19 protein-coding genes are annotated in these 22,619 nt (G+C 73.3%); 13 read left to right on the forward strand and 6 right to left on the reverse strand.

The features are described from left to right. Positions 1-77 precede the first annotated feature (77 nt). The 5 genes from ELI80_RS11320 to ELI80_RS11340 all read left to right on the forward strand — a co-directional run bounded on the left by ELI80_RS11320 (position 78) and on the right by ELI80_RS11340 (position 5,706). The gene (locus tag ELI80_RS11320; protein WP_328592251.1) at positions 78-653 is read left to right on the forward strand and encodes a CoA pyrophosphatase; all 576 of its coding nucleotides are present in this window, start codon (positions 78-80) and stop codon (positions 651-653) included. Positions 654-682: 29 nt separating this feature from the next. Further along, positions 683-1,858, forward strand: a complete 1,176-nt coding sequence (locus tag ELI80_RS11325) for a CCA tRNA nucleotidyltransferase (protein WP_136652173.1) — start codon at positions 683-685, stop codon at positions 1,856-1,858. Positions 1,859-1,860: 2 nt separating this feature from the next. Beyond that, on the forward strand, positions 1,861-3,708 hold the full coding sequence (locus ELI80_RS11330; protein ID WP_136652174.1) for an ABC transporter ATP-binding protein: 1,848 nt from the start codon (positions 1,861-1,863) through the stop codon (positions 3,706-3,708). Positions 3,709-3,764: 56 nt separating this feature from the next. Next, positions 3,765-5,096, forward strand: a complete 1,332-nt coding sequence (locus ELI80_RS11335; RefSeq protein ID WP_236641465.1) for a class I SAM-dependent RNA methyltransferase — start codon at positions 3,765-3,767, stop codon at positions 5,094-5,096. A gap of 94 nt (positions 5,097-5,190) precedes the next feature. After that, positions 5,191-5,706 (forward strand): L,D-transpeptidase family protein, encoded by a 516-nt coding sequence (locus ELI80_RS11340; protein ID WP_136652034.1) that lies wholly within the window; start codon positions 5,191-5,193, stop codon positions 5,704-5,706. 57 nt (positions 5,707-5,763) lie between these two features. On the opposite strand, the gene hrpB is transcribed toward ELI80_RS11340, so the two are convergent. Continuing rightward, positions 5,764-8,211 carry an ATP-dependent helicase HrpB gene (hrpB, locus tag ELI80_RS11345; protein WP_136652035.1) on the reverse strand — a complete coding sequence of 816 codons (2,448 nt, stop codon included), beginning with the start codon at positions 8,209-8,211 and terminating at the stop codon, positions 5,764-5,766. 680 nt (positions 8,212-8,891) lie between these two features. Between hrpB and ELI80_RS11350 the strand changes: the two genes are divergently transcribed. The 6 genes from ELI80_RS11350 (at position 8,892) to ELI80_RS11375 (ending at position 14,149) form a co-directional block, all read left to right on the forward strand. Then, a complete protein-coding gene (locus tag ELI80_RS11350; protein ID WP_136652036.1) occupies positions 8,892-10,289 on the forward strand; it encodes a YcjX family GTP-binding protein in 1,398 nt (465 codons plus the stop codon). A gap of 30 nt (positions 10,290-10,319) precedes the next feature. Next, positions 10,320-11,588, forward strand: a complete 1,269-nt coding sequence (locus ELI80_RS11355) for a YcjF family protein (protein ID WP_136652037.1) — start codon at positions 10,320-10,322, stop codon at positions 11,586-11,588. Between the two features lie 79 nt (positions 11,589-11,667). Then, positions 11,668-12,288 carry a CDP-diacylglycerol--glycerol-3-phosphate 3-phosphatidyltransferase gene (gene pgsA, locus ELI80_RS11360; RefSeq protein ID WP_136652038.1) on the forward strand — a complete coding sequence of 207 codons (621 nt, stop codon included), beginning with the start codon at positions 11,668-11,670 and terminating at the stop codon, positions 12,286-12,288. 10 nt (positions 12,289-12,298) lie between these two features. Next, positions 12,299-12,550 carry a molybdopterin converting factor subunit 1 gene (gene moaD / locus ELI80_RS11365; protein WP_136652039.1) on the forward strand — a complete coding sequence of 84 codons (252 nt, stop codon included), beginning with the start codon at positions 12,299-12,301 and terminating at the stop codon, positions 12,548-12,550. A gap of 8 nt (positions 12,551-12,558) precedes the next feature. Continuing rightward, the gene (locus tag ELI80_RS11370; RefSeq protein WP_136652040.1) at positions 12,559-12,990 is read left to right on the forward strand and encodes a molybdenum cofactor biosynthesis protein MoaE; all 432 of its coding nucleotides are present in this window, start codon (positions 12,559-12,561) and stop codon (positions 12,988-12,990) included. 199 nt (positions 12,991-13,189) lie between these two features. Beyond that, positions 13,190-14,149: an acetyl-CoA carboxylase carboxyltransferase subunit alpha gene (locus ELI80_RS11375; protein WP_136652041.1), complete on the forward strand. Its 960-nt coding sequence runs from the start codon at positions 13,190-13,192 to the stop codon at positions 14,147-14,149. A 598-nt stretch (positions 14,150-14,747) separates the two neighbouring features. On the opposite strand, the gene ELI80_RS11380 is transcribed toward ELI80_RS11375, so the two are convergent. Continuing rightward, positions 14,748-16,067: a 4-aminobutyrate--2-oxoglutarate transaminase gene (locus tag ELI80_RS11380; protein WP_136652042.1), complete on the reverse strand. Its 1,320-nt coding sequence runs from the start codon at positions 16,065-16,067 to the stop codon at positions 14,748-14,750. 162 nt (positions 16,068-16,229) lie between these two features. Here ELI80_RS11380 and ELI80_RS11385 point away from each other — a divergent pair, with 162 nt between their 5' ends. Next, entirely contained in the window at positions 16,230-16,955 is a 726-nt protein-coding gene (locus tag ELI80_RS11385; RefSeq protein ID WP_136652043.1) for a rhomboid family intramembrane serine protease, read from the forward strand. On the opposite strand, the gene mnmC2 is transcribed toward ELI80_RS11385, so the two are convergent. Beyond that, the gene (gene mnmC2 / locus ELI80_RS11390; RefSeq protein ID WP_136652044.1) at positions 16,952-17,617 is read right to left on the reverse strand and encodes a tRNA (5-methylaminomethyl-2-thiouridine)(34)-methyltransferase MnmC2; all 666 of its coding nucleotides are present in this window, start codon (positions 17,615-17,617) and stop codon (positions 16,952-16,954) included. The genes ELI80_RS11385 and mnmC2 overlap by 4 nt on opposite strands. 43 nt (positions 17,618-17,660) lie before the next feature. On the opposite strand from mnmC2, the gene ELI80_RS11395 reads away from it, so the two are divergent. Continuing rightward, positions 17,661-18,701 carry an NAD(P)/FAD-dependent oxidoreductase gene (locus tag ELI80_RS11395; RefSeq protein WP_136652045.1) on the forward strand — a complete coding sequence of 347 codons (1,041 nt, stop codon included), beginning with the start codon at positions 17,661-17,663 and terminating at the stop codon, positions 18,699-18,701. A gap of 18 nt (positions 18,702-18,719) precedes the next feature. On the opposite strand, the gene ELI80_RS11400 is transcribed toward ELI80_RS11395, so the two are convergent. The 3 genes from ELI80_RS11400 to ELI80_RS11410 all read right to left on the reverse strand — a co-directional run bounded on the left by ELI80_RS11400 (position 18,720) and on the right by ELI80_RS11410 (position 22,362). Further along, on the reverse strand, positions 18,720-19,055 hold the full coding sequence (locus ELI80_RS11400; RefSeq protein WP_136652046.1) for a hypothetical protein: 336 nt from the start codon (positions 19,053-19,055) through the stop codon (positions 18,720-18,722). A gap of 69 nt (positions 19,056-19,124) precedes the next feature. Beyond that, positions 19,125-19,448, reverse strand: a complete 324-nt coding sequence (locus ELI80_RS11405; RefSeq protein ID WP_161596461.1) for a DnaJ family domain-containing protein — start codon at positions 19,446-19,448, stop codon at positions 19,125-19,127. Between the two features lie 10 nt (positions 19,449-19,458). Next, positions 19,459-22,362, reverse strand: coding sequence for a valine--tRNA ligase (locus tag ELI80_RS11410; protein ID WP_136652048.1), 2,904 nt, complete (start codon positions 22,360-22,362; stop codon positions 19,459-19,461). Positions 22,363-22,619: the final 257 nt, after the last annotated feature.

Raw genomic sequence — 22,619 nt, forward strand, 5'->3', positions numbered from 1 at the left:
CCCCCGGCCCCGCTTCGGCCCCCGGCCCCGCCCGGGCCCCCGCCCCGGACGCATCCGGCGCGGGGGTCCGCGAGCGGCTGCTTGCGGCGCTGCGGGCGGGGGTGACGGGGCCGAGTTCGGACTTCGACGGCAACGGGCCGCTGCCCGATGGCCTCGGCGCGCGGCGCGCGGGGGTGCTCGTCGCCTTCCTGCCCGACGGGCGGCTGATCCTGACCAAGCGCGCGAGCGGCCTGCGCCACCACCCCGGCCAGATCGCGCTGCCCGGCGGCAAGGTCGATCCGGCCGACGCGGACGAGGTCGCCGCCGCCCTGCGCGAGGCGCACGAGGAGGTGGGCCTGCCGCCGGTTCAGGTCGAGGTCCTGGGAACGATGCCCGGGCACCGCACCGTCACCGGCTTCGCCATGACCCCGGTGCTGGCGCTGGTCCGGGGCGACTTCACCCCCGTCCCCGAGCGGGGCGAGGTGGACGAGGTCTTCGCCGTGCCCTTCGCCCATGTCTGCGACCCGGCCCGCTACCGCGTCGAGCGGCGGCTGTGGCGGGGCGAGAGCCGGTCCTATCTCGTGGCGCCGTTCGGCCCCTACTATATCTGGGGCGCGACGGCGCGGGTGCTGCATTCGCTGGCGCTCCGCGTCGCGGGGCAGGTGGCGGGATGACGGGCGCGGATTTCGCCACCGGCGCCGTCATGCCCGCGTCGGTGATGGACGATCCCGACCTGCGCCGGGTGCTGGACGCCCTGGCGCCCCATGCGGCTTACGTCGTCGGCGGCGCGGTCAGGAACGCGCTGCTGGGCGAGCCGGTGGACGACATCGACATCGCGACCGCCGCGCGGCCCGACCAGACCTCGGCGCTTGCGCGCGCCGCGGGGCTGAAGGCGGTCCCGACCGGGGCCGAGCACGGCACCATCACCGTGGTCGCGGGCGGCCGCCCGTTCGAGGTCACGACCTTCCGCCGCGACGTGGAAACCTTTGGCCGGCGCGCGGTCGTGGCCTTCTCGGACGACCTGTCCGAAGACGCCGCGCGGCGCGACTTCACGATGAACGCGCTTTATGCCGCGGGGGACGGGCGGGTGATCGATCCCGCGGGCGGCCTGCCCGACCTTCACGCCCGCCGCGTGCGCTTCGTGGGCGACCCGGACGCGCGGATCACCGAGGACTTCCTGCGGATCCTGCGCTTCTTCCGCTTCCACGCCCGCTACGGCCGCGACGGCGCCGCCGATCCTGCCGCATTGGCCGCCTGCGCGCGCCACGCCGGCGGGCTGGCGCGGATCTCGCGCGAGCGGATCGGGGCCGAAATGCGCAAGCTGCTCGCCGCGGCGGACCCGTCCGACGCGGTGCGGCTGATGGAGGAAACGGGGGTGCTGGCGGTGGCGCTGCCGGGTGCGCGCGCGGCGGGGCTGGCGGCCCTGGTCGCGGCCGAGCCGGGGGCCGTCTGCCCCCGGACCCCCGAGGATATTTCCGCAAAGAAGAAGGACTGGCCGCTGCGGCTGGCCTCGCTCGGGGCGGACGACGCCGCCGCGGCGCTGCGGCTGTCGAAGGGCGAGGCGCGGGTGCAGGAGGAACTGCGGGCCGGCGGGACGCTCGCCGAGGTCGCCTATCGCCTGGGCGAGGCGCGGGCACGGCAGGTCGCCATCCTGCGGGCCTCGCGCGGCGCGGACCTGCGCGCCGACTGGCGCGAGGAGATCGCCTTCGCCGCCGGCCAGCGCTTCCCCCTGACTGCCGCCGACGTGATGCCGCCGCTCCAGGGGCCCGCCGTCGGGCGCGGCCTGCGCGCGGCGGAAGCGGCGTGGATCGAATCGGGATTCCTCATGCCCGCGCCGGGGCTGATCGACGTGGCCCTGCTGGCCGGAGAGACGACATGATGATGCACGCCCGCTTCGCCCGGATGATCGACGCCTTCCGCCCCGCGGAAGGCCCGCCGCCGCGCACGCTTCTGGCGTTCTTCCGCTGGTGCCTCACCGGCGCGTGGCCGGGTCTCGGCGTCGCGGGCGTCGCCTCTGCCCTGTCGGGCGCGGCCGAGGTCGCGTCGGCCACGCTGCTGGGCGCGGTCGTGGACCTTGCGGCGGGGACGCCGACCGAAAGCTCGCTGGCGCAGCACCTGCCGCTGCTGGCCGGGTTCGTGCTGTTCTTCATCGTGGTGCGGCCGCTCATCATCGGGCTGTCGAGCGCCAGTTCCAACGTCATCATCGGGCCGAACGTCCTGCCGCTGGTGCTGTCGCGGCTGCACCGCTGGACCATGGGCCACGCGGTGTCGTTCTTCGACAACGACTTCGCCGGCCGCATCGCCACCAAGCAGATGCAGACCGCCCGCGCGGTGACGGACGTGGCCAGCGAGATGGTCAACACCGCGACCTTCGCCCTGTCCGCCGTGCTGGGGAGCGCGGTGTACCTGATCTCGGTCGATGCATGGGGCGCGGTCGCGCTGCTGGCGTGGCTCGTGCTGTATCTGTGGCTGATCCGCTATTTCCTGCCCCGCGTGCGGGTCCAGTCCAAGGCCCGCGCCAACGCCCGCGCGATGATCACGGGCCAAGTCGTCGACACGATCACCAACATCAAGACCGTAAAGCTGTTCGCCCATGCCGCGTACGAGGACCAGGCGGCCCTTGGCGCGATGGAGACGTTCCGCGACCGCGCCGTCGATTTCGGCAAGCTCAACACCTGGTTCCGGCTGTCGCTGACGGTCGTGTCGGGGCTGCTGCCCGTGGTGCTGATCGGCGGCGCAATGCTGTTATGGCAGCGCGGGCAGGCGACGCCCGGCGACATCGCGGCTGCAGGCGCGATCGCCATGCGGCTGGCGCAGATGACCGGCTGGGTCAGCATGGCGCTGATGGGAATCTGGGGGTCGATCGGCGAGGTCGAGGACGGGATGAACACGCTCACCGTCACCCACGACCTGACCGACGCGCCGGGCGCGGCGGAACTGGGCCGCGTCCAGGGGCGGATCGACTATGACGGGGTGACCTTCACCTATGGCCGCGGGTCGGGCGGCATCCCGGACCTGGACCTTGCCATCGCCCCGGGCGAGCGGATCGGGATCGTGGGCGAATCCGGGGCGGGCAAGTCGACGCTCGTGGCGCTGCTGCTGCGGCTCTACGATGTCGAGCACGGGGCGGTGCGGGTGGACGGGCGCGACGTGCGCGACGTCACGCAGGAAAGCCTGCGCCGCAACGTGGGCATGGTCACGCAGGACACCGCGCTGTTCAACCGCTCGGCCCGCGACAACATCCTGTACGGCCGCCCCGACGCCACCGACGACGAGCTGTTCGCCGCCGCCCGCGCGGCCGAGGCGCACGACTTCATCCTGTCGCTGAAGGACGGGTCGGGCCGCACCGGCTACGACGCGCATCTGGGCGAGCGGGGGGTGAAGCTTTCCGGCGGGCAGCGGCAGCGGATCGCGCTGGCCCGCGCGTTCCTGAAGGACGCGCCGATCCTCGTGCTGGACGAGGCGACGAGCGCCTTGGACAGCGAGGTCGAGGCGCAGATCCAGGAGGCGTTGTCGCGGATCATGCGCGGCAAGACGGTGCTGGCGATCGCCCACCGCCTGTCCACCATCGCCGAGATGGACCGGATCGTCGTCATGCACGGCGGCCGGATCGTGGAACAGGGCACCCACGCCGCGCTTCTGGCACGCGGCGGGCTTTACGCCCGCTACTGGAACCGGCAGTCGGGCGGGTTCCTCGTGACCGACGACGAACAGGACGCGGCCGAGTGACGGGTTCGGACGTGGGAGGCCCCGAGATGACAGGCCCCGACATGCCAGGCCCCGACATGCCACGCAACGACATGCCAGGGACGGGCGCGGGCGAATGGCGGATCGAGCGGCTGGGCCGGCGCGGCGACGGGGTGGCGGTGCCGCTCGGCGGGGCGGGCGGCCGCGCGCTGGCCGCCATGACGCTGCCCGGGGAGGTGATCGCGGGCGAGGTGACCGCGCGCGGGACTGTAGGACGCGAGGCGGTCGGGGGCGGGGCAGCCGGCGGCGTGATCGCCGCGCCCCGCATCCTTTCGCCCTCGCCCGACCGGGTGCGCGCGCCCTGCCCGCATTACCGGACCTGCGGCGGCTGCGCGCTGATGCACGCCTCGGACCCGTTCGTGGCCGGGTGGAAGGCCGAGATCGTGCGCGGCGCGCTGGCGGCGCAGGGGATCGAGGTCGGGACCGGGGGTGCGGCGGGCGCCGTCCACACCTCGCCGCCGCGGTCGCGCAGGCGGGCGGTGCTGTCGGGACGGCGCACGAAGAAAGGCGCGCTGGTCGGCTTTCACGCCCGCGCGTCGGACGTGGTGGTGGACGTGGCCGAATGTCTCGTGATCCGGCCCGCGATCCTCGCCGCGCTGCCCGACCTGCGCCGGCTGGTGAGCCTTGGCGGGTCGCGGACCGCAGAACTGACGCTGGGCGTGACGGAAACGCCAGCGGGCCTCGACATCGCGGTCAGCGGCGGCAAGCCGATGACGCCCGGGCTTCTGTCGGACCTTGCAGCGCTGGCCGATGCCTGCGGCTGGGCCCGGCTCGACTGGGACGGCGAGGCGCTGACGCGCCGCCCGCCCGCGCTGCCCTTGGGTCGGGCGCAGGTGGTCCCGCCGCCGCGCGCCTTCCTGCAGGCCACCGCCGAGGGCGAGGCCGCGCTGGTGGCCGCCGTCCGCGCCATCGTCGGAGACGCGGCCCGGATCGCCGATCTCTACGCGGGCATCGGCACCTTCACCCTTCCCCTTGCCGAACGGGCCGAGGTTCACGCGGTCGAGGGGCTGGCCGCGCCGCTGGACGCGCTCGACGCGGGCTGGCGCGGGGCGCACGGGCTGCGCCGCGTGACGACCGAAACCCGCGACCTCGCCCGCCGCCCGCTTCTGCCCGACGAGCTGGCCCGTTTCGAAGCGGTGGTGATCGACCCGCCCCGCGCAGGCGCCCCTGCGCAGGCCGAACACCTCGCCGCGTCCCGCGTGCCCGTGGTCGCCTGGGTCAGCTGCGACCCCGTGACCTTCGCCCGCGACGCCCGGCGCATGGTCCTTGGCGGCTACCGCCTGTCGGCGCTGGAGGTCGTGGACCAGTTTCGCTGGTCCCCGCACGTGGAAACGGTGGCTGCGTTCCACAGGCAACGCACGCCCGGTTGAATCGCCCGCAGGTTGCGCTTTTTCTGGCGGGATGGCCGGCCCGATGGTATGGCGGATCAAAAGACACGCTGGAACAGCGGACGGTGGGGCAAGGATGATTCGGGTTTTTCAGGCGCTGATGGCGCTCACGATTCTGGCTGCGCTGGCGGCCTGCGGCGGGTCGAAGCCCGCGTCGAAGTTCCGCAGCTACAGCGGCCCGCCGGTCACCCAGATCTTCGTCGACAAGTCCGACCGCAAGCTGTACCTGCTCAACGGCAAGACCCCGCTGCGCGGCTACGAGATCGACCTGGGCAGCCAGCCGGTCGGCCACAAGCAGTTCGAAGGCGACGGCAAGACGCCCGAGGGGCTGTACTTCATCGCCCGCCAGAACCCCAACAGCCAGTACCACCTGTCGCTGGGGATCTCGTATCCCGACGTGACGGACGTGTCGCGCGCGATGGCGTTCGGGCAGAGCGCGGGCAGCGACATCATGATCCACGGGCGCGGGCCCTACGGCAACGCGGTCGGCAAGCGCGACTGGACCGCGGGCTGCATCGCCGTGACGGACGAGGAGATCGAGGAGATCTTCGCCATGGTCCGCCCCGGCACCCCGATCCTGATCTCGCCCTGACCGCGCCGTCCCTTGGTGCCTGCGGCGTCCCGCCCGGGGCGCCGTCCGCGCTTGCGCTCACGTGCCGCGCGGCTTCGCGCGCAGGGTCGGGTCGGCGACGGTCGGATCCTCGGGCCAGACGTGGCGGGGATAGCGGCCGCGCATCTCCTTCCGGACATCGGCATAGGCGCCGGCCCAGAAGCCCGGCAGGTCCGTCGTGACCGCGATCGGCTTGCCGCCCGGCGACAGCAGCGTGACCCTGAGCGGCCGGCGGCCGGCGGTCGGGTGGCGGGTGACGCCCAGCAGTTCCTGCAGCCGCGCCTCGATCGTCGGCGTCTCGGCGTCGTAGTCGATGGGCACGCGGCGGCCGAGCGGGGTGGTGAAATGCGCGGGCGCGGCCTCGTCCAGCCGCCGCTGCCCGTCCCAGCCGATCAGCGCCTTCAGCGGTTCCGTCAGGTCCAGCGCGCGCAGGTCCGCGGCCGTGCGGGCTCGGGTCAGACAGGGCAGCAGCCAGCCCGGATCCGACAGCAGCGCCGCGTCGCCCAGGTCCGGCAGGCCGTCCACCAGCAGGGCCCGCGCCCGCAGGCGGCGGGCGGCGGCGGTCCACGGCAGGCCGAGGTCGCGCAGGCCGTCGAAGGCGGCGGCGGCGAGCGCCTGCGGGTCCGGGTCGTCCAGCGGCCGCTCGCCCAGCACCAGCGCGCCCAGCCTTTCCTGCACGCGCGCGATCACCCGCCCGTCGCGGCGCGACCATTCCACCACCGGCACGGTGGCGATCCGGTCGCCGTAGAGCGCGCGCAGCTCCGCGTCGTCAAGCGCCGCGCCGATCCGCACCCGCGCCTCGCGCACGTCGCCGTCGAGGTCCACCGCCACGATCAGCCGCGACGCCCCCAGCGGATCGCCCTCGTCCACCACCGCGCCCTTGCCACCCGACAGGACGAAGCGCGGCGCGTCCCCCTTGCGGCGCAGGCCGATCCGGTCCGGGTAGGCAAGCGCGGCCATCGCGGCAGGGGATAGGTCCGTCCGCGTGGCGGGCACCATGCGGCGCAGGCGCTTCGCGTCCTCGCGCACGCGGTCCAGCGTGGCGCGGTCCGGCGTGAAGGGGTGGCGGTCAGCGAAGCCGCGCCGGTCGGCCAGGGCCGCCAGCCGCAGCCCCAGGTCGGCGGGCGCGCCGCGGACGGGGTCACGCTCGGCCATGAGCGCGGCGAGGGGGGCGGCGTCCTGCCCCGCGGTCAGCAGCATGTGGGCAAGGCGCGGGTGCAGCGGCAGCGCCGCGACCGCGCGGCCGTGGGGCGTGATCCGGCCCTGCCCGTCCAGCGCGCCGAGGCCCGCCAGCAGCGCCCGCGCCTCGGCCAGCGCGGGACCGGGCGGCGGGGTCAGGAAGGCGAGCCCCTCGGCCGTTCCCCCTGCCGACCCCCAGGCCGCGAGTTCCAGCGCGAGGCCGGCCAGGTCGGCGGTCGCGATCTCGGGCGGGGCGAAGGCGGGCAGCGCCCCTTCCTCGGCCCGCGCCCACATCCGGAAGCAGATCCCCGGCGCGGTCCTCCCGGCGCGGCCGCGGCGCTGGTCCGCCTCGGCCCGGCTCGCGCGTTCCGTGACGAGCCGGGTCATCCCCGACCCCGGGTCGAACCGCGCCCGCCGCGCCCGGCCCGCGTCCACCACCACGCGCACGCCGGGGATGGTGAGCGAGGTTTCCGCGATGGACGTGGCCAGCACGATCCGCCGCCGCGGGCCGGGCGGGGCGAGCGCGCGCGCCTGCGCGGCAAGGTCCATCGCGCCGAAAAGGGGCGCGATCTCGGCGTCCCCGCCCAGCATCCCCGGCAGCATGGCGGCCACGCGGCGGATCTCTCCCTCGCCCGGCAGGAACGCGAGGATGGTGCCGCCGGGGCTCTCGCGCGTTTGGGCCTCGGCCTCGGCGATCAGCTGCGCGGCCTGCGGGACCAGGGGCGCGCGGGCGGGTGCGGGGCGGGGAAGCCAGCGGGTCTCCACCGCGAAGGCGCGCCCTTCGGAGCGGATGACGGGGGCGTCCAGCATCGCGGCGACGGGTTCGGCGTCCAGCGTCGCGGACATGACGACGATGGCGAGATCGGGGCGCAGCGCGGCCCGCGATTCCCACGCCAGGGCGAGGCCGAGGTCGGCGTTCAGGCTGCGTTCGTGGAACTCGTCGAAGATCAGGCAGCCGACGCCGGGCAGGTCCGGGTCGGACTGGATCATGCGGGTGAGGATGGCTTCGGTCACGACCTCGATCCGCCGGCCCGGTACGGACTGGCCGCGGACGCGGAAGCCGATGGTGGCGCCGGGGGATTCGCCCAGCGTCCCGGCCATGCGGGCGGCGGCGGCGCGGGCGGCGAGCCGGCGCGGCTCCAGCATGACGATGCGGCCGGGGATCAGGTCGAGAAGCGAAAGGGGGACGCGCGTGGTCTTGCCGGCGCCCGGGGGTGCGACGAGGACGGCGCAGCCGCGATCGGCGACCGCGCGGCGCAGGCCGGGAAGCGCTTCGTCGATGGGAAGGGGGGCAGCCGGGTCGGTCATGCCCTGCGGTTTGCCCGGAAAGAGCGCCCGGCGCCAGCGGCGGCGGGCGCTGGTGCTGATGGGAGCGGGCCACGGGCCGTTTTCGCGCGGTTGCGTGACGCCAGCGCTACGAAAGGTGCGGAGAAGAACCGCGGAAGGGCGACGGCTGTAAACGGCAGATAGGCCCGACGAGAGCCCGACCGGCATGCTGAAGGAAACGGGCCACGAGCCCGTTTCCGGGCAGTCCGGGTGAGCCGACACTCCGGAGGGACGTGTCCGCCCGGATGGGCGCGAACGCGCCCACCTGCGGGCGGGCGGGCGGGCGCGTCCCGGTCCGCTTTGGGCGGACCGGCGGGGATATCGAAGGACCCGAGAAGGAGCCACGCTTGACGATCTGCAAACGAACTGTCGGGGCGGTTCTGCTGAAGGAAACGGGCCACAAGCCCGCTTCCGTGCGGTCCTTTGCAGCCAGCACTCCGGAGGGACGCGAACGCCCGGGTGGGCGCGAACGCGCCCGCCATGGGGCGGGCGGGCGCGTCCCGGTCCGCTTCGGGCGGACCGGGGGGACATCGAAGGACCGTCCCCACATTGCAGGGCCACCCTGCCCCAATCGGAACCTTGCCACCCGGCCGCCCGTTCTACAGGCTCCTGACGCGCGGCCTTTCCAACCGGCGCGCGCCCAACACCGGCAAAGGGTTTCAATGGGACTGAGTGACGCTGCCGAAGGAATCGCGCGGGGGCTCGGGCTGGCCGATCCGGTCGTCCGGCTGGGCGTCACCGGGCTGTCGCGCGCGGGCAAGACGGTGTTCATCACCTCGCTGGTCGCGAACCTCCTCGACCGCGGCCGGATGCCCGCGCTCCGCGCGGCGTCCGACGGCACCATCCAGGGCGCGTGGCTGCAGCCCCAGCCCGACGACACGGTCCCCCGCTTCGACTACGAACGCCACCTGTCCGCCCTGACCGGCCCCGACCCCCACTGGCCCGAGGGCACGCGCCACGTCAGCCAGCTGCGCCTGTCGCTGCGCGTCCGCCCGCGCGGCGTGACCAGCGCGTTCCGCGGCATGCGGACGATCCACCTCGACATCGTGGACTACCCCGGCGAGTGGCTGCTGGACCTGCGGCTGATGGACAAGTCCTTCGCCGAGTGGTCGGCCGAGGTGCTGGACCGCATGCAGGGCCGCCCCGGCGCGGCCGAGTTCATGCGCGCGCTCGCCGCCGCCGACCCGCAGCGTGCCTTCGCCGAGCCCGAGGCGCAGCGCCTCGCCGCGGCCTATACCGCACACCTCCACGCCTCGCGCGAGGCCGGTTTCTCGGACTGCACGCCGGGCCGGTTCCTGCTGCCCGGCGAGCTGGAAGGGTCCCCCGCGCTCACCTTCGCGCCGATGCTGCCGCCGGGCCAGACGACCGGCGAGGGCCGCCCCGGCCCGGTCTGGCGAGAGTTCCAGCGCCGCTTCGACGCCTACAAGGGGCAGGTCGTGCGCCCGTTCTTCCGCGACCACTTCGCCCGGATCGACCGGCAGGTGGTGCTGACCGACGTGCTGGGCGCGATCCACGCGGGCCCCCCGGCGGTCGAGGACATGCGCCGCGCCATGGCCGACATCCTGTCGGCCTTCCGTCCGGGCCGGGCGGGATGGCTGGCGCAGATCCTGGGCACGCGGCGGGTGGAACGGATCCTGTTCGCCGCGACCAAGGCCGACCACCTGCACCACGTCCAGCACCAGCGGCTCGCCAACATCCTGACCGCGATGCTGCGCGAGGCGCGCGACCGCGCCGATTTCCAAGGCGCGCGGACCGAGGCGATGGCGATCGCCGCCCTTCGCACCACGACCGAGGAGACGATCCACCAGGGCGGCCAGGATCTTCCGGCGGTGCGCGGCACGCTGATGGACGGGCGCGAGGCGGCGCTTTATCCGGGCGAGCTGCCCGACAACCCGGCCGCGCTGATCGACCCGGCGCGCCGCGGCGCGGACCGCTGGCTGGATGCCGACTACGCGATCATGAACTTCGCCCCCGCCCCCGCCACGCTGCGCCCCGGCGACGGGCCGCCCCATATCCGCATGGACCGCGCGGCCGAGTTCCTGATCGGGGACAGGCTGTGAGCGCGCGCGCGAACGACAGGGGAAAGCGCGATGCCCGCTGACCCGACGGACACACCCGCCCCGACGCCCGCGCCCGCGCCCCGCCGCGGGCCGGTCCTGATCGACTACGGCACCACCCCGGACACCGCGCCCGGGCGCCCCCGCCCCCCCGCCCCGGTGCTGAGCGAGAGGGCGCCGCCCCCCGGAGCGCGCGCGACCGAGGACGCGGGCGATCCGCAGACGCCGCCCCCGCCGACCGGCGGGCAGGGCGAGCCGCCGGTGTTTCCCGAGCGCGCGCCGGGCGCGGGCCGCGACAACCGCCACGCCCGCCCCCCGCGCGGGCAAAGCCGCGCGCCCTCGCCCGCCGACGCGCCGCCGATCGACGACGGCACGCCGGTCGGCACCCTGCCGCAGCCGCGCACGATGCAGATGGTCACGCGGATCGTCGGCGCCGGTCCCTCGCCGGTGACGAAATTCTTCCTCAACTCGCTGGCGGCGCTGCTGACGTTCCTGCTGTCGATGGCGGCGCTGGATTTCTTCGACCGGCTGATGGCGCGCAGCCCGGTGCTGGGCTGGATCGGGGTCGCGCTGTTCGGCGCCTTCACCCTGGCCGCGCTGGCGGTCGGCGTGCGCGAATACGCGGCATGGGCGCGGTTCGCCCGGATCGACGCGGTGCAGCGGCAGTCGGCCGCGGCGCTCGCCTCGAACGACCTCGCCGCGGCGCAGACGACGGTTGACCGGCTCCTGTCGCTTTACGCCGGGCGGCCCGAACTGGAATGGGGCCGCACCCGCCTGCGCGAGCGCCGGGGCGAAAGCTTCGACGCCGCGGCGGTGCTGGCGCTGGCGGAAACGGAACTGCTCGCGCCCCTGGACCAGCAGGCGCGGCGCGAAATCGAGGCGGCGGCCCGCACCGTCGCCGCCGCCACCGCGCTGATCCCGCTGGCGCTGGCCGACGTGGCGGCGGCTCTGGCCGCGAACCTGCGGATGATCCGGCGCATGGCGGAAATCTACGGCGGCCGCGCGGGCGCGGTCGGCGGCTGGCGGCTCGCCCGCACGGTCATCGCCCACCTCGTCGCGACCGGCGCGGTGGCGGCGGGCGACGACCTGATCCACACCGTCGCGGGGGGCGGCGTCTTGGCCAAGGTCAGCCGCCGCTTCGGCGAGGGCGTGGTCAACGGCGCGCTCACCGCCCGCGTCGGCGTCGCCGCGATGGAGGTCTGCCGGCCGATGCCCTTCGTCGCGCAGCCGCGGCCGAAAGTCGGGAACCTCGTCTCGCGCGGGCTTGCCGGGCTGTTCGGCAGCGACGGCCCGGCCAGGTGAGCCGCGGCCGCCGCCGGTTCCCGGCAGCGTGACCGGGCCGCCCCTTCCCGTCGGCCCGCCAACCCGCTAGCGTGCCCGCATGAAATGGAACCTGCCCAACGCCCTGACCATTCTCCGCCTTCTGGCCGCGCCGGGCGTGCCGCTGATGTTCCTGTTCGTCAGCCGCCCCTTCGCGGACTTCGCGGCGCTGGCGCTGTTCGTTCTGGCCGCCGTCACCGACTGGTTCGACGGCTACATCGCCCGGCTCTGGGGGCAGGAAAGCCGGTTCGGCGCGGCGATGGACCCGATCGCGGACAAGGCCATGGTCGTGATCGCGCTGGTGGTGATGACCGGCTATTCCGGCATGAACCCGTGGCTGATCCTGCCCGTGACCGTGATCCTGTTCCGCGAGGTCTTCGTCAGCGGCCTGCGCGAGTTCCTGGGCGCGGACGCGGGCAAGCTCGCGGTCACCAGGCTCGCCAAGTGGAAGACGACCGCGCAGATGGTCGCGATTTCCTTCATGTTCCTGGGCACCGGGCTCGACTTCTACGAAAGCGGGCATCCGCCACTGGTGGGCGAGACCCGGCTGCCGTGGTCCGACGACTGGTCGGACCTCGCGACGCAGGTCGGCATGATCCTGATATGGGCGGCCGCGATCCTGACCGCGATCACCGGCTGGGACTACTTCGACAAGGCGCGGCCGTGGCTGCGCGACCGCTGAAGGGGCGCCGATGACACTCGACGTGCTTTACTTCGCCTGGCTGCGCGAACGCATCGGCGTCCCCCGCGAACGGGTGGAAAGCCGCGCGGAAACGGTGCGCGACCTCGTGGCAGAGCTTGCCGCCCGCGACGACTGGCACGCGGCGGCGCTGGCCGACCTGTCGGCGGTGCGCGTCGCCGTGGACCAGCGCCTGGCCGACATGGATGCAAGCCTGGCGGGCGCGCGCGAGGTCGCGTTCTTCCCGCCGATGACCGGGGGCTGAGGGGCGGGATGCGCGTCCTCGTCCAGTCCGACCCCTTCGACGCCGCGGCGCTTCTGTCGGGCTTCGGCGCGGGCGCGGGCGCGGTCGTGACCTTCACCGGCCTCGTGCGCGGCGATGGCGGGCTGGTCGCGCTGGAACTGGAACACTACCCCGGCATGACCGAGGCCGCGCTGTCGGACCACGCGCGGGCGGCGGCCCGGCGCTTCGCGCTCACCGATGTGCTGGTCGTCCACCGCTTCGGCCGGATCGAGCTCGGCGCGCCGATCATGATGGTCGCGACCGCCGCCCCCCACCGCCGCGCCGCCTTCGACGGGGCCGACTTCCTGATGGACTGGCTGAAATCCCGCGCCCCGTTCTGGAAGCGCGAGATCGGCGCGGACGGCCCCGGCGGCTGGGTGGCGGCGAAGGACGCGGACGAGGACGCGCTGTCGCGCTGGTAGGAGGCGCCCCCGGGCCGGCAGGTCGGTGGGGAACATGGGCCGCGGCGGGCTCGGGCGCGGCAGATTGTCGGTCCTTCGCAGATCCCCGGTCGGCCGCCGGCCGCCACCTGACAAGCCCGCGGCCTTCCCCCCGGGCTTCGTTGCAATCCGCCCGCGCGCCCCGCATATAGGGCCGCGAACAGCGAAAGGCGCGCCCGACATGACCTATCTCGAGTTCGAGAAGCCGCTTTCCGACCTTGAGGGCAAGGCCGAGGAACTGCGCGCGCTTGCCCGCAAGGGCGAGGGCGTGGACCTGGAAAAGGAAGCCGCCGCGCTGGACAGGAAGTCGGCGGACATGCTGCGCGACCTCTACAGGTCGCTGGATCCGTGGCGCAAGACGCTGGTCGCGCGCCACCCCGACCGCCCGCATTGCCGCGACTACATCGACGCGCTGTTTTCCGAATGGACCCCCTTCGCGGGCGACCGCACCTTCGGCGACGACCACGCGGTGATGGGCGGGATCGCCCGCTTCCGCGACCAGGCGGTGGTGGTGATCGGGCACGAAAAGGGCAACGACACCAAGTCGCGGATCTTCCGCAACTTCGGCATGGCCCGCCCCGAGGGCTATCGCAAGGCGATCCGCCTGATGGACATGGCCGACCGCTTCCGCCTGCCGGTGATCACGCTGGTGGACACCCCCGGCGCCTACCCCGGCAAGGGCGCCGAGGAACGCGGCCAGTCCGAGGCGATCGCCCGCGCGACGGAAAAATGCCTGCAGATCGGGGTGCCGCTGGTCAGCGTCATCATCGGCGAGGGCGGGTCGGGGGGCGCCGTGGCCTTCGCCACGGCGGACCGGGTGGCGATGCTGGAGCACTCGATCTACTCGGTGATCTCGCCCGAAGGCTGCGCCTCGATCCTGTGGAAGGACGCCGACAAGATGCGCGAGGCGGCCGAGGCGCTGAAGCTGACCGCGCAGGACCTCAAGAAGCTGGGCGTGATCGACGCGATCATCCCCGAGCCGCTGGGCGGCGCGCAGCGCGCCCCCGCCGACGCCGTGAACGAGGTCGGGCGGGAAATCGCGCGGCTGCTGGACGAGCTGAAGGACCGCAAGCCGGCCGAGCTGATCCGCGCGCGGCGGCAGAAGTACCTGGAGATGGGATCGCGCGGGCTGGCGGCCTGAGATCGGGGGCCGAGCAGGCGGTCAGGCTGTCGCCGAGGCGGGCAGGCCCGACAGCGCGACGGCGATCCGCGAGGCTGTCCGGTTCGACCCTTGTTGCGGACGGGTTCGCCCCTTGTCCCCGACGGCACGCGATAAGTCGCCCGGAACACGCACCCGCGGGCGACGCGATGCACGCGGGCGTGATGCGCTGCGCTGCGCCGGGCCGACGCGACGGCTGGGCTGCGCGAACGCTCACCAAGGCCGATCAGCCTGACCGGTTCACGACCCGACGCAGCCGGTAATCGCCGGGCCAGGCACAAGGGCTGCCGCCTCGTCTGCCGCCCGGCCCCGAGTTCCGCGGGCCTGCGGGTCATGCACCCCCGTGAGCATTTGTGCCTGCCCGAAGCGTGAGAGCCGTGCATGCCCCCGCCGATACGGACGGCGGCCGTTCGGTCGGGACCGTCACCCGGCGTGCCCGCCTCTGCCGCCCGGCCCTTCCTTCAAACGAAGTTTGAGGACAGGTTGACCGCTTCCTCGGGCGGCCGGACCTATCCTCGGGGGGAAGGCGGCGCAGCCGCCGCGGGAGGCGGACGCCCTCGGCGGCGCTGGCCCCGAGGGATCAGGAGCCGATCTTTTCGGGAGGCAGGTTCCCGTCCGCCCTGGCCTGCGTCCCGCCGGGGCCTCGGGCTGCGCGGATCGCGTCCTCGATGATCCCCAGCGCCTCGTCGAAGACCGCGTCCGGCACCGTCAGCGGCGGCAGGAAGCGGATCACGTTGCCGTGGACGCCGCAGGTCAGCAGGATCAGGCCGCGCGACAGCGCCTCTTCCCGGACCTTGTTGGTGAACTCGGGGCTGGGCTTGCCGGAGGTGGCGAACTCCACCGCGTTCATCAGGCCGGGGCCGCGGATGTCCGCGATCTCGGGCACGTCGTCGCGGACCGAGGAAAGCCGCTGCTTCAGCCGCTGGCCCAGCCGCTCGGCGCGGTCCACCAGCCCCTCGTCCCGGATCACGTCCAGGACGGCCAGCGCCGCGGCCACGCCCAGCGGGTTGCCGGCGTAGGTGCCGCCCAGGCCGCCGGGGGGCGGCGCGTCCATCATCTCAGCCCGGCCCGTCACGGCCGAGATCGGCAGCCCCCCGCCAAGGCCCTTGGCCATCGTCGTCAGGTCGGCCGCGACGCCGTGCAGTTCCATCGCGAACATGCGGCCGGTGCGGGCGAAGCCCGTCTGCACCTCGTCCGCGATCAGCACCGTCCCGTGCCGGTCGCAGACCTCGCGCAGGCGCGCCATGAAACCCGCGGGCACCGGGTAGAACCCGCCCTCGCCCTGCACCGGCTCGACGATGATCGCGGCGATGCGGGCCGGGTCCACGTCGGCCTTGAACAGCCGGTCCAGCGCGATCATCGCGTCGTCCTGCGTGACGCCGTGCAGGTCGTTGGGGAACGGCAGGTGCCAGACGTCGGGCATCATCGCCCCGAACCCCGCCTTGTAGGGCTGGACCTTGCCGGTCAGCGTCATGCCCATGAAGGTGCGGCCGTGGAAGCCGCCCGCGAAGGCGATCACGCCGTTGCGGCCGGTGTAGTTGCGGGCGATCTTGACCGCGTTCTCCACCGCCTCGGCGCCGGTGGTGGCGAAGATCGTCTTCTTCTCGAAATCGCCCGGCACGAGGTCGTTCAGCCGCTCGGCCAGCGCCACGTAGTTTTCATAAGGCACGACCTGGTGGCAGGTGTGGGTGAAGCGGTCGAGCTGGTCCTTGACCGCCTGCACCACCCGGGGGTGCCGGTGGCCGGTGTTCACGACCGCGATGCCGGCGGCGAAGTCGATGTAGCGGCGGCCGTCCCGGTCCCAGATCTCGGCGTTCTCGGCGCGCTCGGCATAGACTTGCGTCGTCATCCCCACCCCGCGCGAGATGGCGGCGTTCCTGCGGTCGGTCATCGTGGTCATGGTGCATCCCCTCTCCCGCGCGTCCGGCGCGGCACGGGCAAGTTCTAACCCCTCGCGCGCGGGCTGTCAGTCGTCATCGCGCGCGGACCGCGCAACCTGCGCGACCTGCGCGGCGTTGGTCCCGGCGGGCGCGCCGTCCGTCCCATGCGAGGCCGCCCGCCGATGTTTCCGATCCGCGACCACAACCCGTCCAGCACAAGGCCGGTCGTCACCCAGGTGCTGATCGCGATCAACGTCGTGATGTTCCTCGTGACCGCGCCGTGGCTCGGGGGGATGGTGGGGCTGTGGGAAAACCTCGCGCTCTACCCGGTGGCGGTGGCGAACGGCTACAACGTCTGGGGGCTTCTCACCCACATGTTCCTGCACGCGGGGCTGCTGCACCTGGGCGGGAACATGCTGTTCCTGTGGATCTTCGGCGACAACCTGGAAGAGCAGATGGGCCACGCCGGCTTTCTCGTCTTCTACCTGCTGGGCGGGCTGGCCGCGGCGGGGTTCCAGATGTTCGCCGACATCGGGTCGGGGATCCCGATGGTGGGGGCGTCGGGCGCGATCGCGGCGGTGATGGGGGCCTATCTGCTGATGTTCCCCAAGGCGCGGGTGGACGTCGTTCTGATCATCATCATCTTCTTCAAGATCTTCACGATCCCCGCCTGGGTAATGCTGGGAGTCTGGTTCGCGCTGCAGCTCGTGTCGGGCTACTCGATGATGGGGGGCGAATCGGGGGTCGCCTACTGGGCCCATGCCGGGGGCTTCGCGGCGGGCGTGGTGCTGGCGCTGCCGGTGTTCCTGCGCCGGGGCGGGCCCGCATTCTGGCGCGCGACCGACGGCAAGCCCCCGCACCGGCCCGTGGACTACGCGCCGACGCGGATTCCGCCGGTCAGCCGCTAGGGGGCAAGCCGGCCGCGGCTCATGTGGCGCTTGCCCGCGAAGCCCGGCGCGCGTTCGACCGCGAAGCCCGCCCCCGCCAGCGCCCGGCGCACGTGGCCCGCGGCGGTGTAGGTCGCGAAGCTGCCGCCCGGCGCGGTGTGGGCCGCGACCTCGGCCATCAGGTCGTCCGACCACAGCTCGGGGTTCCTCGCGGGGGAAAAGCCGTCGAGGAACCATGCGTCCGCCCGGCCCCGCCACCGCGGCAGCGTCGCGCGGGCGTCGCCGAGGATGATCCGCGCCTCGACCAGCCCCACCCGCAGGGGGCCGGGCCAGCCGGCGCGCAGAACGGCGGCGAGGTCGGCCAGTTCGGGAAAGGCGGCGTGGGCGCGCTTCAGCTCGGGGATGGTCAGCGGGAAGGCCTCGAAGCTGGTGAAGCGGACGGGGACCGCCGCGACCTGCGCCAGCGCGAGCAGGTTCAGGCCGGTGCCGAAGCCGGTCTCTGCGACGTGGAAGCCGGGGGTGAGCCGCGCGGGCAGGTCGTTGCCCGCAAGGAAGACGTGGCGGGTTTCCGCGAGGCCGCCGGCGAGGCTGAAATAGGGATCGTCGAAGCGGCGCGAGACGGGGACGCCGCCGTCGCGCCAGTCGATTGCGGCGTCCGGCCCGCTCTGGTCCTCGTCGGTCATGGCAGCTATCCCTTCGCCGGCTGACTGGACCGGGCCGGGGGCGATGGCAAGACACATCATGGTGGTGGGCGCGGGTGTCGTCGGGCTGGCCTGCGCCTGGGAACTCGCGCGGCGCGGCGCGGCGGTGCGGGTGATCGAGGCGGCCCGCGTCGGCGCGGGGTCCAGCAGCGGCACCGTGGGCGCGCTCGCCCCGCACGCGCCCGAGAACTGGAACGCCAAGAAGCAGGTGCAACTGGACGCGCTGGTCGCGGCCGAGGGCTGGTGGGCCGGGGTGCGCGCGGCGGGCGGCGTCGATCCGGGCTACGCGCGCACGGGACGGGTGCAGCCGCTCGGCGACGACGCGCAGGTGGCGGCGGCGCGGATGCGGGTCGAGGCGGCGGCGCGGAACTGGCCCGCGCCGTTCGCGATGGCCGTGACGGACGATCCCGGCGCCCTGCCCTGCCCCGCCCCGAAAGGCCTTTACCTGCACGACAGCCTGGCCGCGCGGATCGCGCCGCGCGCGGCCTGCGCGGCGCTGGCCGCTGCGATCCGCGCCGCGGGCGGATCGGTCGAGGAGGACGCGGGGCCGCAGTCGCCCGATGCGCCGGGCGGCCCGGTGATCTGGGCGACGGGCGCGCCGGGGCTTGCCGACCTGTCGCGCGACCTGGGGCGGGCGGTCGGCAACGGCGTCAAGGGGCAGGCGGCGCTCGTCCCGCTTGCCGCGCCAGGGGCGGCGCAGGTCTTCGCGGGCGGGCTGCACATCGTCCCGCACGGGGACGGCACGGTCGCCATCGGCTCCACGTCCGAGCGGGACTTCGCGGACGGCTGCGCCACCGACGCGCAGCTGGACGCGCTGGTCGCGCGGGCGCGGGACATCTGCCCGGCGCTGGCGGACGCCCCCGTGATCGACCGCTGGGCCGGGGTGCGGCCGCGCGCGCAAAGCCGCGCGCCGCTGCTGGGCGGCTGGCCCGGGCGGCCCGGCCATTTCGTCGCGAATGGCGGGTTCAAGATCGGCTTCGGCATGGCACCCGCGATCGGCGCCATCATGGCCGACCTGGTCCTGACGGGCGAGGACCGGATCCCCGACGGGTTCCGGCTGGGCTGACCGGGGCCGCCGGGCCCGCTACCGCGCGCAGACCCGCGCGGCGTCGTTCGACCAGCAGGCCGGGTCTGCCCTGTCGCGGGTCAGGGTGCCGAGGTCGTCATGCGCGTGGCTGCCCCGGCCCCACCCGTTCCAGTAGCCCTTGGCCACGCCGGGCGCGTCCATGTTCACCTGGACGAAATAGTCGCCCCGAGGCGCGGTCAGCTGGAAGCTGCCGTCCCTGCCGTGTGCGCTGAAGTCGCAGTCGCCGCCCGCGAACACCGCGCGGCCGGCGACGTCGAGGGAACAGGACACGGGACGCGCGTGGGCCTGCGTGGCGGCAAGCAGGGCCAGGCAGGCGAGAAGCAGGGTTTTCATCGGCGCATCCTTCGGCACAGACGTCTCTGCCACGATGGCGGGCAGGCGCGGCGCCGGCAAGTGCGCGCGTCAGCCCCGCATGGACCGGCTGCGCTGCTCGGCAGCCATCGCGCGCTTCAGCTCCATCAGCGCGATCTGCTTGCGCAGCTTCGTCCGCTCGCCCTCGTCCTCGATCTGGTCCAGCACGGCGCGCTTGGCGGCCACGTCCTTGGCCAGCTGGATCTCGGGCGGAAGGAAGCCGCCGTCGGCCATCATCCGGTGCAGCACGTCGTCGGCCGATTCGCGCAGGCGCACGGGGTCGAGGGGCTTGCCCTCGCCCTTGAGGCCGCGCAGCTGGCCGTTGGCGGCGGCGTCGTCGATGCGCCGCAGCGCGATGCGTTCGAACCAGTGCATGCGTCCCCTTTCAGAGCGACCGCAACTGCTCCAGCGCGCCCCGGGTGCGGGCGGCATCCTCGTCCAGCTCGGCCAGCTTGGCGCGCGTCTCCTCGATCACCTCGGGATCGGCGTTCCGGGCGAACTTGGGGTTGGACAGCCGCCCCCGCAACCCGGAGGCGTCCTTTTCGGTCCTGGCCAGCGCCTTTTCCAGCCGCGTCGTCTCGGCCGCCGCGTCGATCACGTCGCCGATCGGCAGCGCGAAGGATGCGCCGGGCGCCGCGACCGAGATCATGCCGCGCCCTGCCTCGCCGTCGCGCGCGGGGTTCACCCGCGCCAGCCGCTCGACCAGCGGGCCGTTCGCGGCCAGCGCCGCGCGGGCCGCGTCGTCCGCCTGCACCACGACCAAGTCCAGCTTCGCCCCCGCCGGCACGCCCATCTGCGCGCGGGCCGAACGGACGCCCTCGATCAGGCCGATCACCCAATTCATCTGCCGGTCGGCGTGCTCGTCGATCAGCTCCGCCCCGTATCCGGGCCAGTCGCCGTGGACGAGCATCTTGTCCCGCTCGCCGGTGAGCGCCCAGATCTCCTCGGTGACGAAGGGCATGATCGGGTGCAGCATCGTGATCGCCTGCTCGATGACCCAGGCCATCGTGGCGCGGGTTTCCCCGGCATGCTCGCCGTCGAACAGGGGCTTCGCGAACTCGACATACCAGTCGCAGAGCTTGCCCCAGACGAAGCCGTACATCCCCTGCGCCGCGTCGTTGAAGCGGTATGCAGCCAGCGCCTCGTCCAGCGCGAGGCGGGCGCGCGCCGTCTCGCCCATGATCCAGCGGTTCACGGTGTGCTGCGGCTGCGGCCGGACCCCTGCCTGCCCGGGGGCGGGAGCCGCGAATACCCCGTTCATCTCGGCGAACCGGGTCGCGTTCCAGATCTTGGTGACGAAGTTGCGGTTCGCCTCGACGTGCTTCGGCCCCAGCTTCGGGTCGCGCCCCATCGCGGCCATGCTGGTCAGCGTGAAGCGCAGGGGGTCGGCGCCGAACTGGTCGATGAGGTCCAGCGGGTCGATGACGTTGCCCTTGGACTTCGACATCTTCGCGCCCTTCTCGTCGCGGACGAGGCCGTGGACATAGACGTTCCGGAACGGCACCTCGCCCACCACGGCCAGCTGCATCATCATCATCCGGGCGACCCAGAAGAAGATGATGTCGAAGCCGGTCACCAGCGTGTCGGTCGGGAAGTAGCGGCGCAGTTCCGGCGTGTCCTCGGGCCAGCCGAGGGTGCCTATGGGCCAGAGGCCCGACGAGAACCAGGTGTCGAGGACGTCGGGATCGCGGGTGAGCGTCCGTCCGGGCGCCAGCGCCTGCGCCTCGGCTTCGGAGACGGCACAGAACTGGTTGCCGTCCTCGTCATACCACACCGGGATCTGGTGCCCCCACCACAGCTGGCGCGAGATCGTCCAGGGCTCGATGTTCTCGAGCCAGTGGAAATAGACCTTCTCGTGCTGCTCGGGCATGATCCGGGTGCGGCCGTCGCGCACCGCGTCGATGGCGGGCTGGACGATTTTCGGGGTGTCCACGAACCACTGGTCGGTCAGCATCGGCTCGATCACCACGCCCGAGCGGTCGCCGAAGGGCTGCATGATCGGCTTGGCGTCCACCAGCGGGCGCAGTTCCAGGTGCTCGGCGCCGGTTTCCCTGTCGATTTCCTTGTGGAGATACGTCACCGCCAGCCGCTCGGCGGTGATGTCGGCGACGACGCGCTTCCTCGCCTCGTAGCGGTCGAGGCCGCGCATGTCGTCGGGGACCAGGTTGATCTGGCCCACGTCGCCGGGCTCGCGCTCGCCGCGGGCGATCTCGCCTGCAAGGCGCGCGCTTTCCTCGGAGGACAGCCCGTCCGAGCGCATCGCGCCCTTGCTGTCCAGCAGCGTGTACAGCGGGATCCCGTTGCGCTGGGCGACGCCGTAGTCGTTGAAGTCGTGCGCGCCGGTGATCTTGACCGCGCCGGACCCGAAGTCCGGGTCGGGGTATTCGTCGGCGATGATGGGGATCAGGCGGCGGTGTTCCTTCGGGCCGACCGGGATCTCGCATAGCTTGCCGACGATGGGCGCGTAGCGCGCGTCCGAGGGATGCACCGCCACCGCGCCGTCGCCCAGCATCGTTTCCGGCCGGGTGGTCGCGATCGAGATGTAGTCCCGCGTCTCGCGCAGGGTGACGTTCCCGTCGGCGTCGCGTTCGACGTAGTCGTAGGTCTCGCGCTCGCCGGTATCGGGATTGACCGCGAGCGGATACTTGAAGTGCCACATGTGACCGGGAACCTCGCGGTTCTCGACCTCCAGGTCCGAGATCGCGGTCTCGAAATGCGGGTCCCAGTTCACCAGCCGCTTGCCGCGGTAGATCAGGCCCTTGTCGTACATGTCCACGAAGACGCGGATCACGGCGTCGTGGAAGTTGCCCTCCTCGCCCGGGGGCGATCCGGGCGCGCCCGACATGGTGAAGGCGTTGCGCGACCAGTCGAGCGAGGCGCCCAGCCGCTTCAGCTGCCCCATGATGGTGCCGCCGGATTCCTGCTTCCACTTCCAGATCTCGTCGGTGAAATCCTTGCGGTCCCATTCGCGGCGGGGCGGCTTGCCCTCGGCCGCCAGCTTGCGTTCCACGACCATCTGCGTGGCGATGCCCGCATGGTCCTGCCCCGGCTGCCACAGCACGTCGTGCCCCTGCATCCGGTGCCAGCGCACCAGGATGTCTTGCAGCGTGTTGTTGAGCGCGTGGCCGATATGCAGCGAGCCCGTGACGTTCGGCGGCGGGATCACGATCGAGAACGCGGGCGCGCCGGCGCGGGCGTTGGCGCCGGCGGCGAATGCGTCCGCAGCCTCCCACGCGGCGGCGATCCGCGCCTCGGCCGAGGCGGCGTCGAAGGTCTTGTCCATGCTCATCTGCGTCATCCCTTGGGCGTCGCCCCCCACTTAACCGGCTGCGGGGGGTGGGCCAAGGGGGCGGCGGGTCCCGCGGTCGGACGCGGCCGGGCTGCGCCGGCACGATCCGCCTGCCGCGCGGACCGGACAGCCGGGCGAGGGGCGCGGCGGGGCACGGGTTCCACCGTGCCCGGTCTCGGCTCCGCCCCGTCACGCCGCGCGGCTGCGCGCGCTGATCGTTCACGTTCAGCGTGGGCGTCGGGTGGTGGGCCCGCGCG

It is taken from the genome of Paracoccus aeridis, assembly GCF_004923205.2.
Taxonomy (GTDB): Bacteria; Pseudomonadota; Alphaproteobacteria; order Rhodobacterales; family Rhodobacteraceae; genus Paracoccus; species Paracoccus aeridis.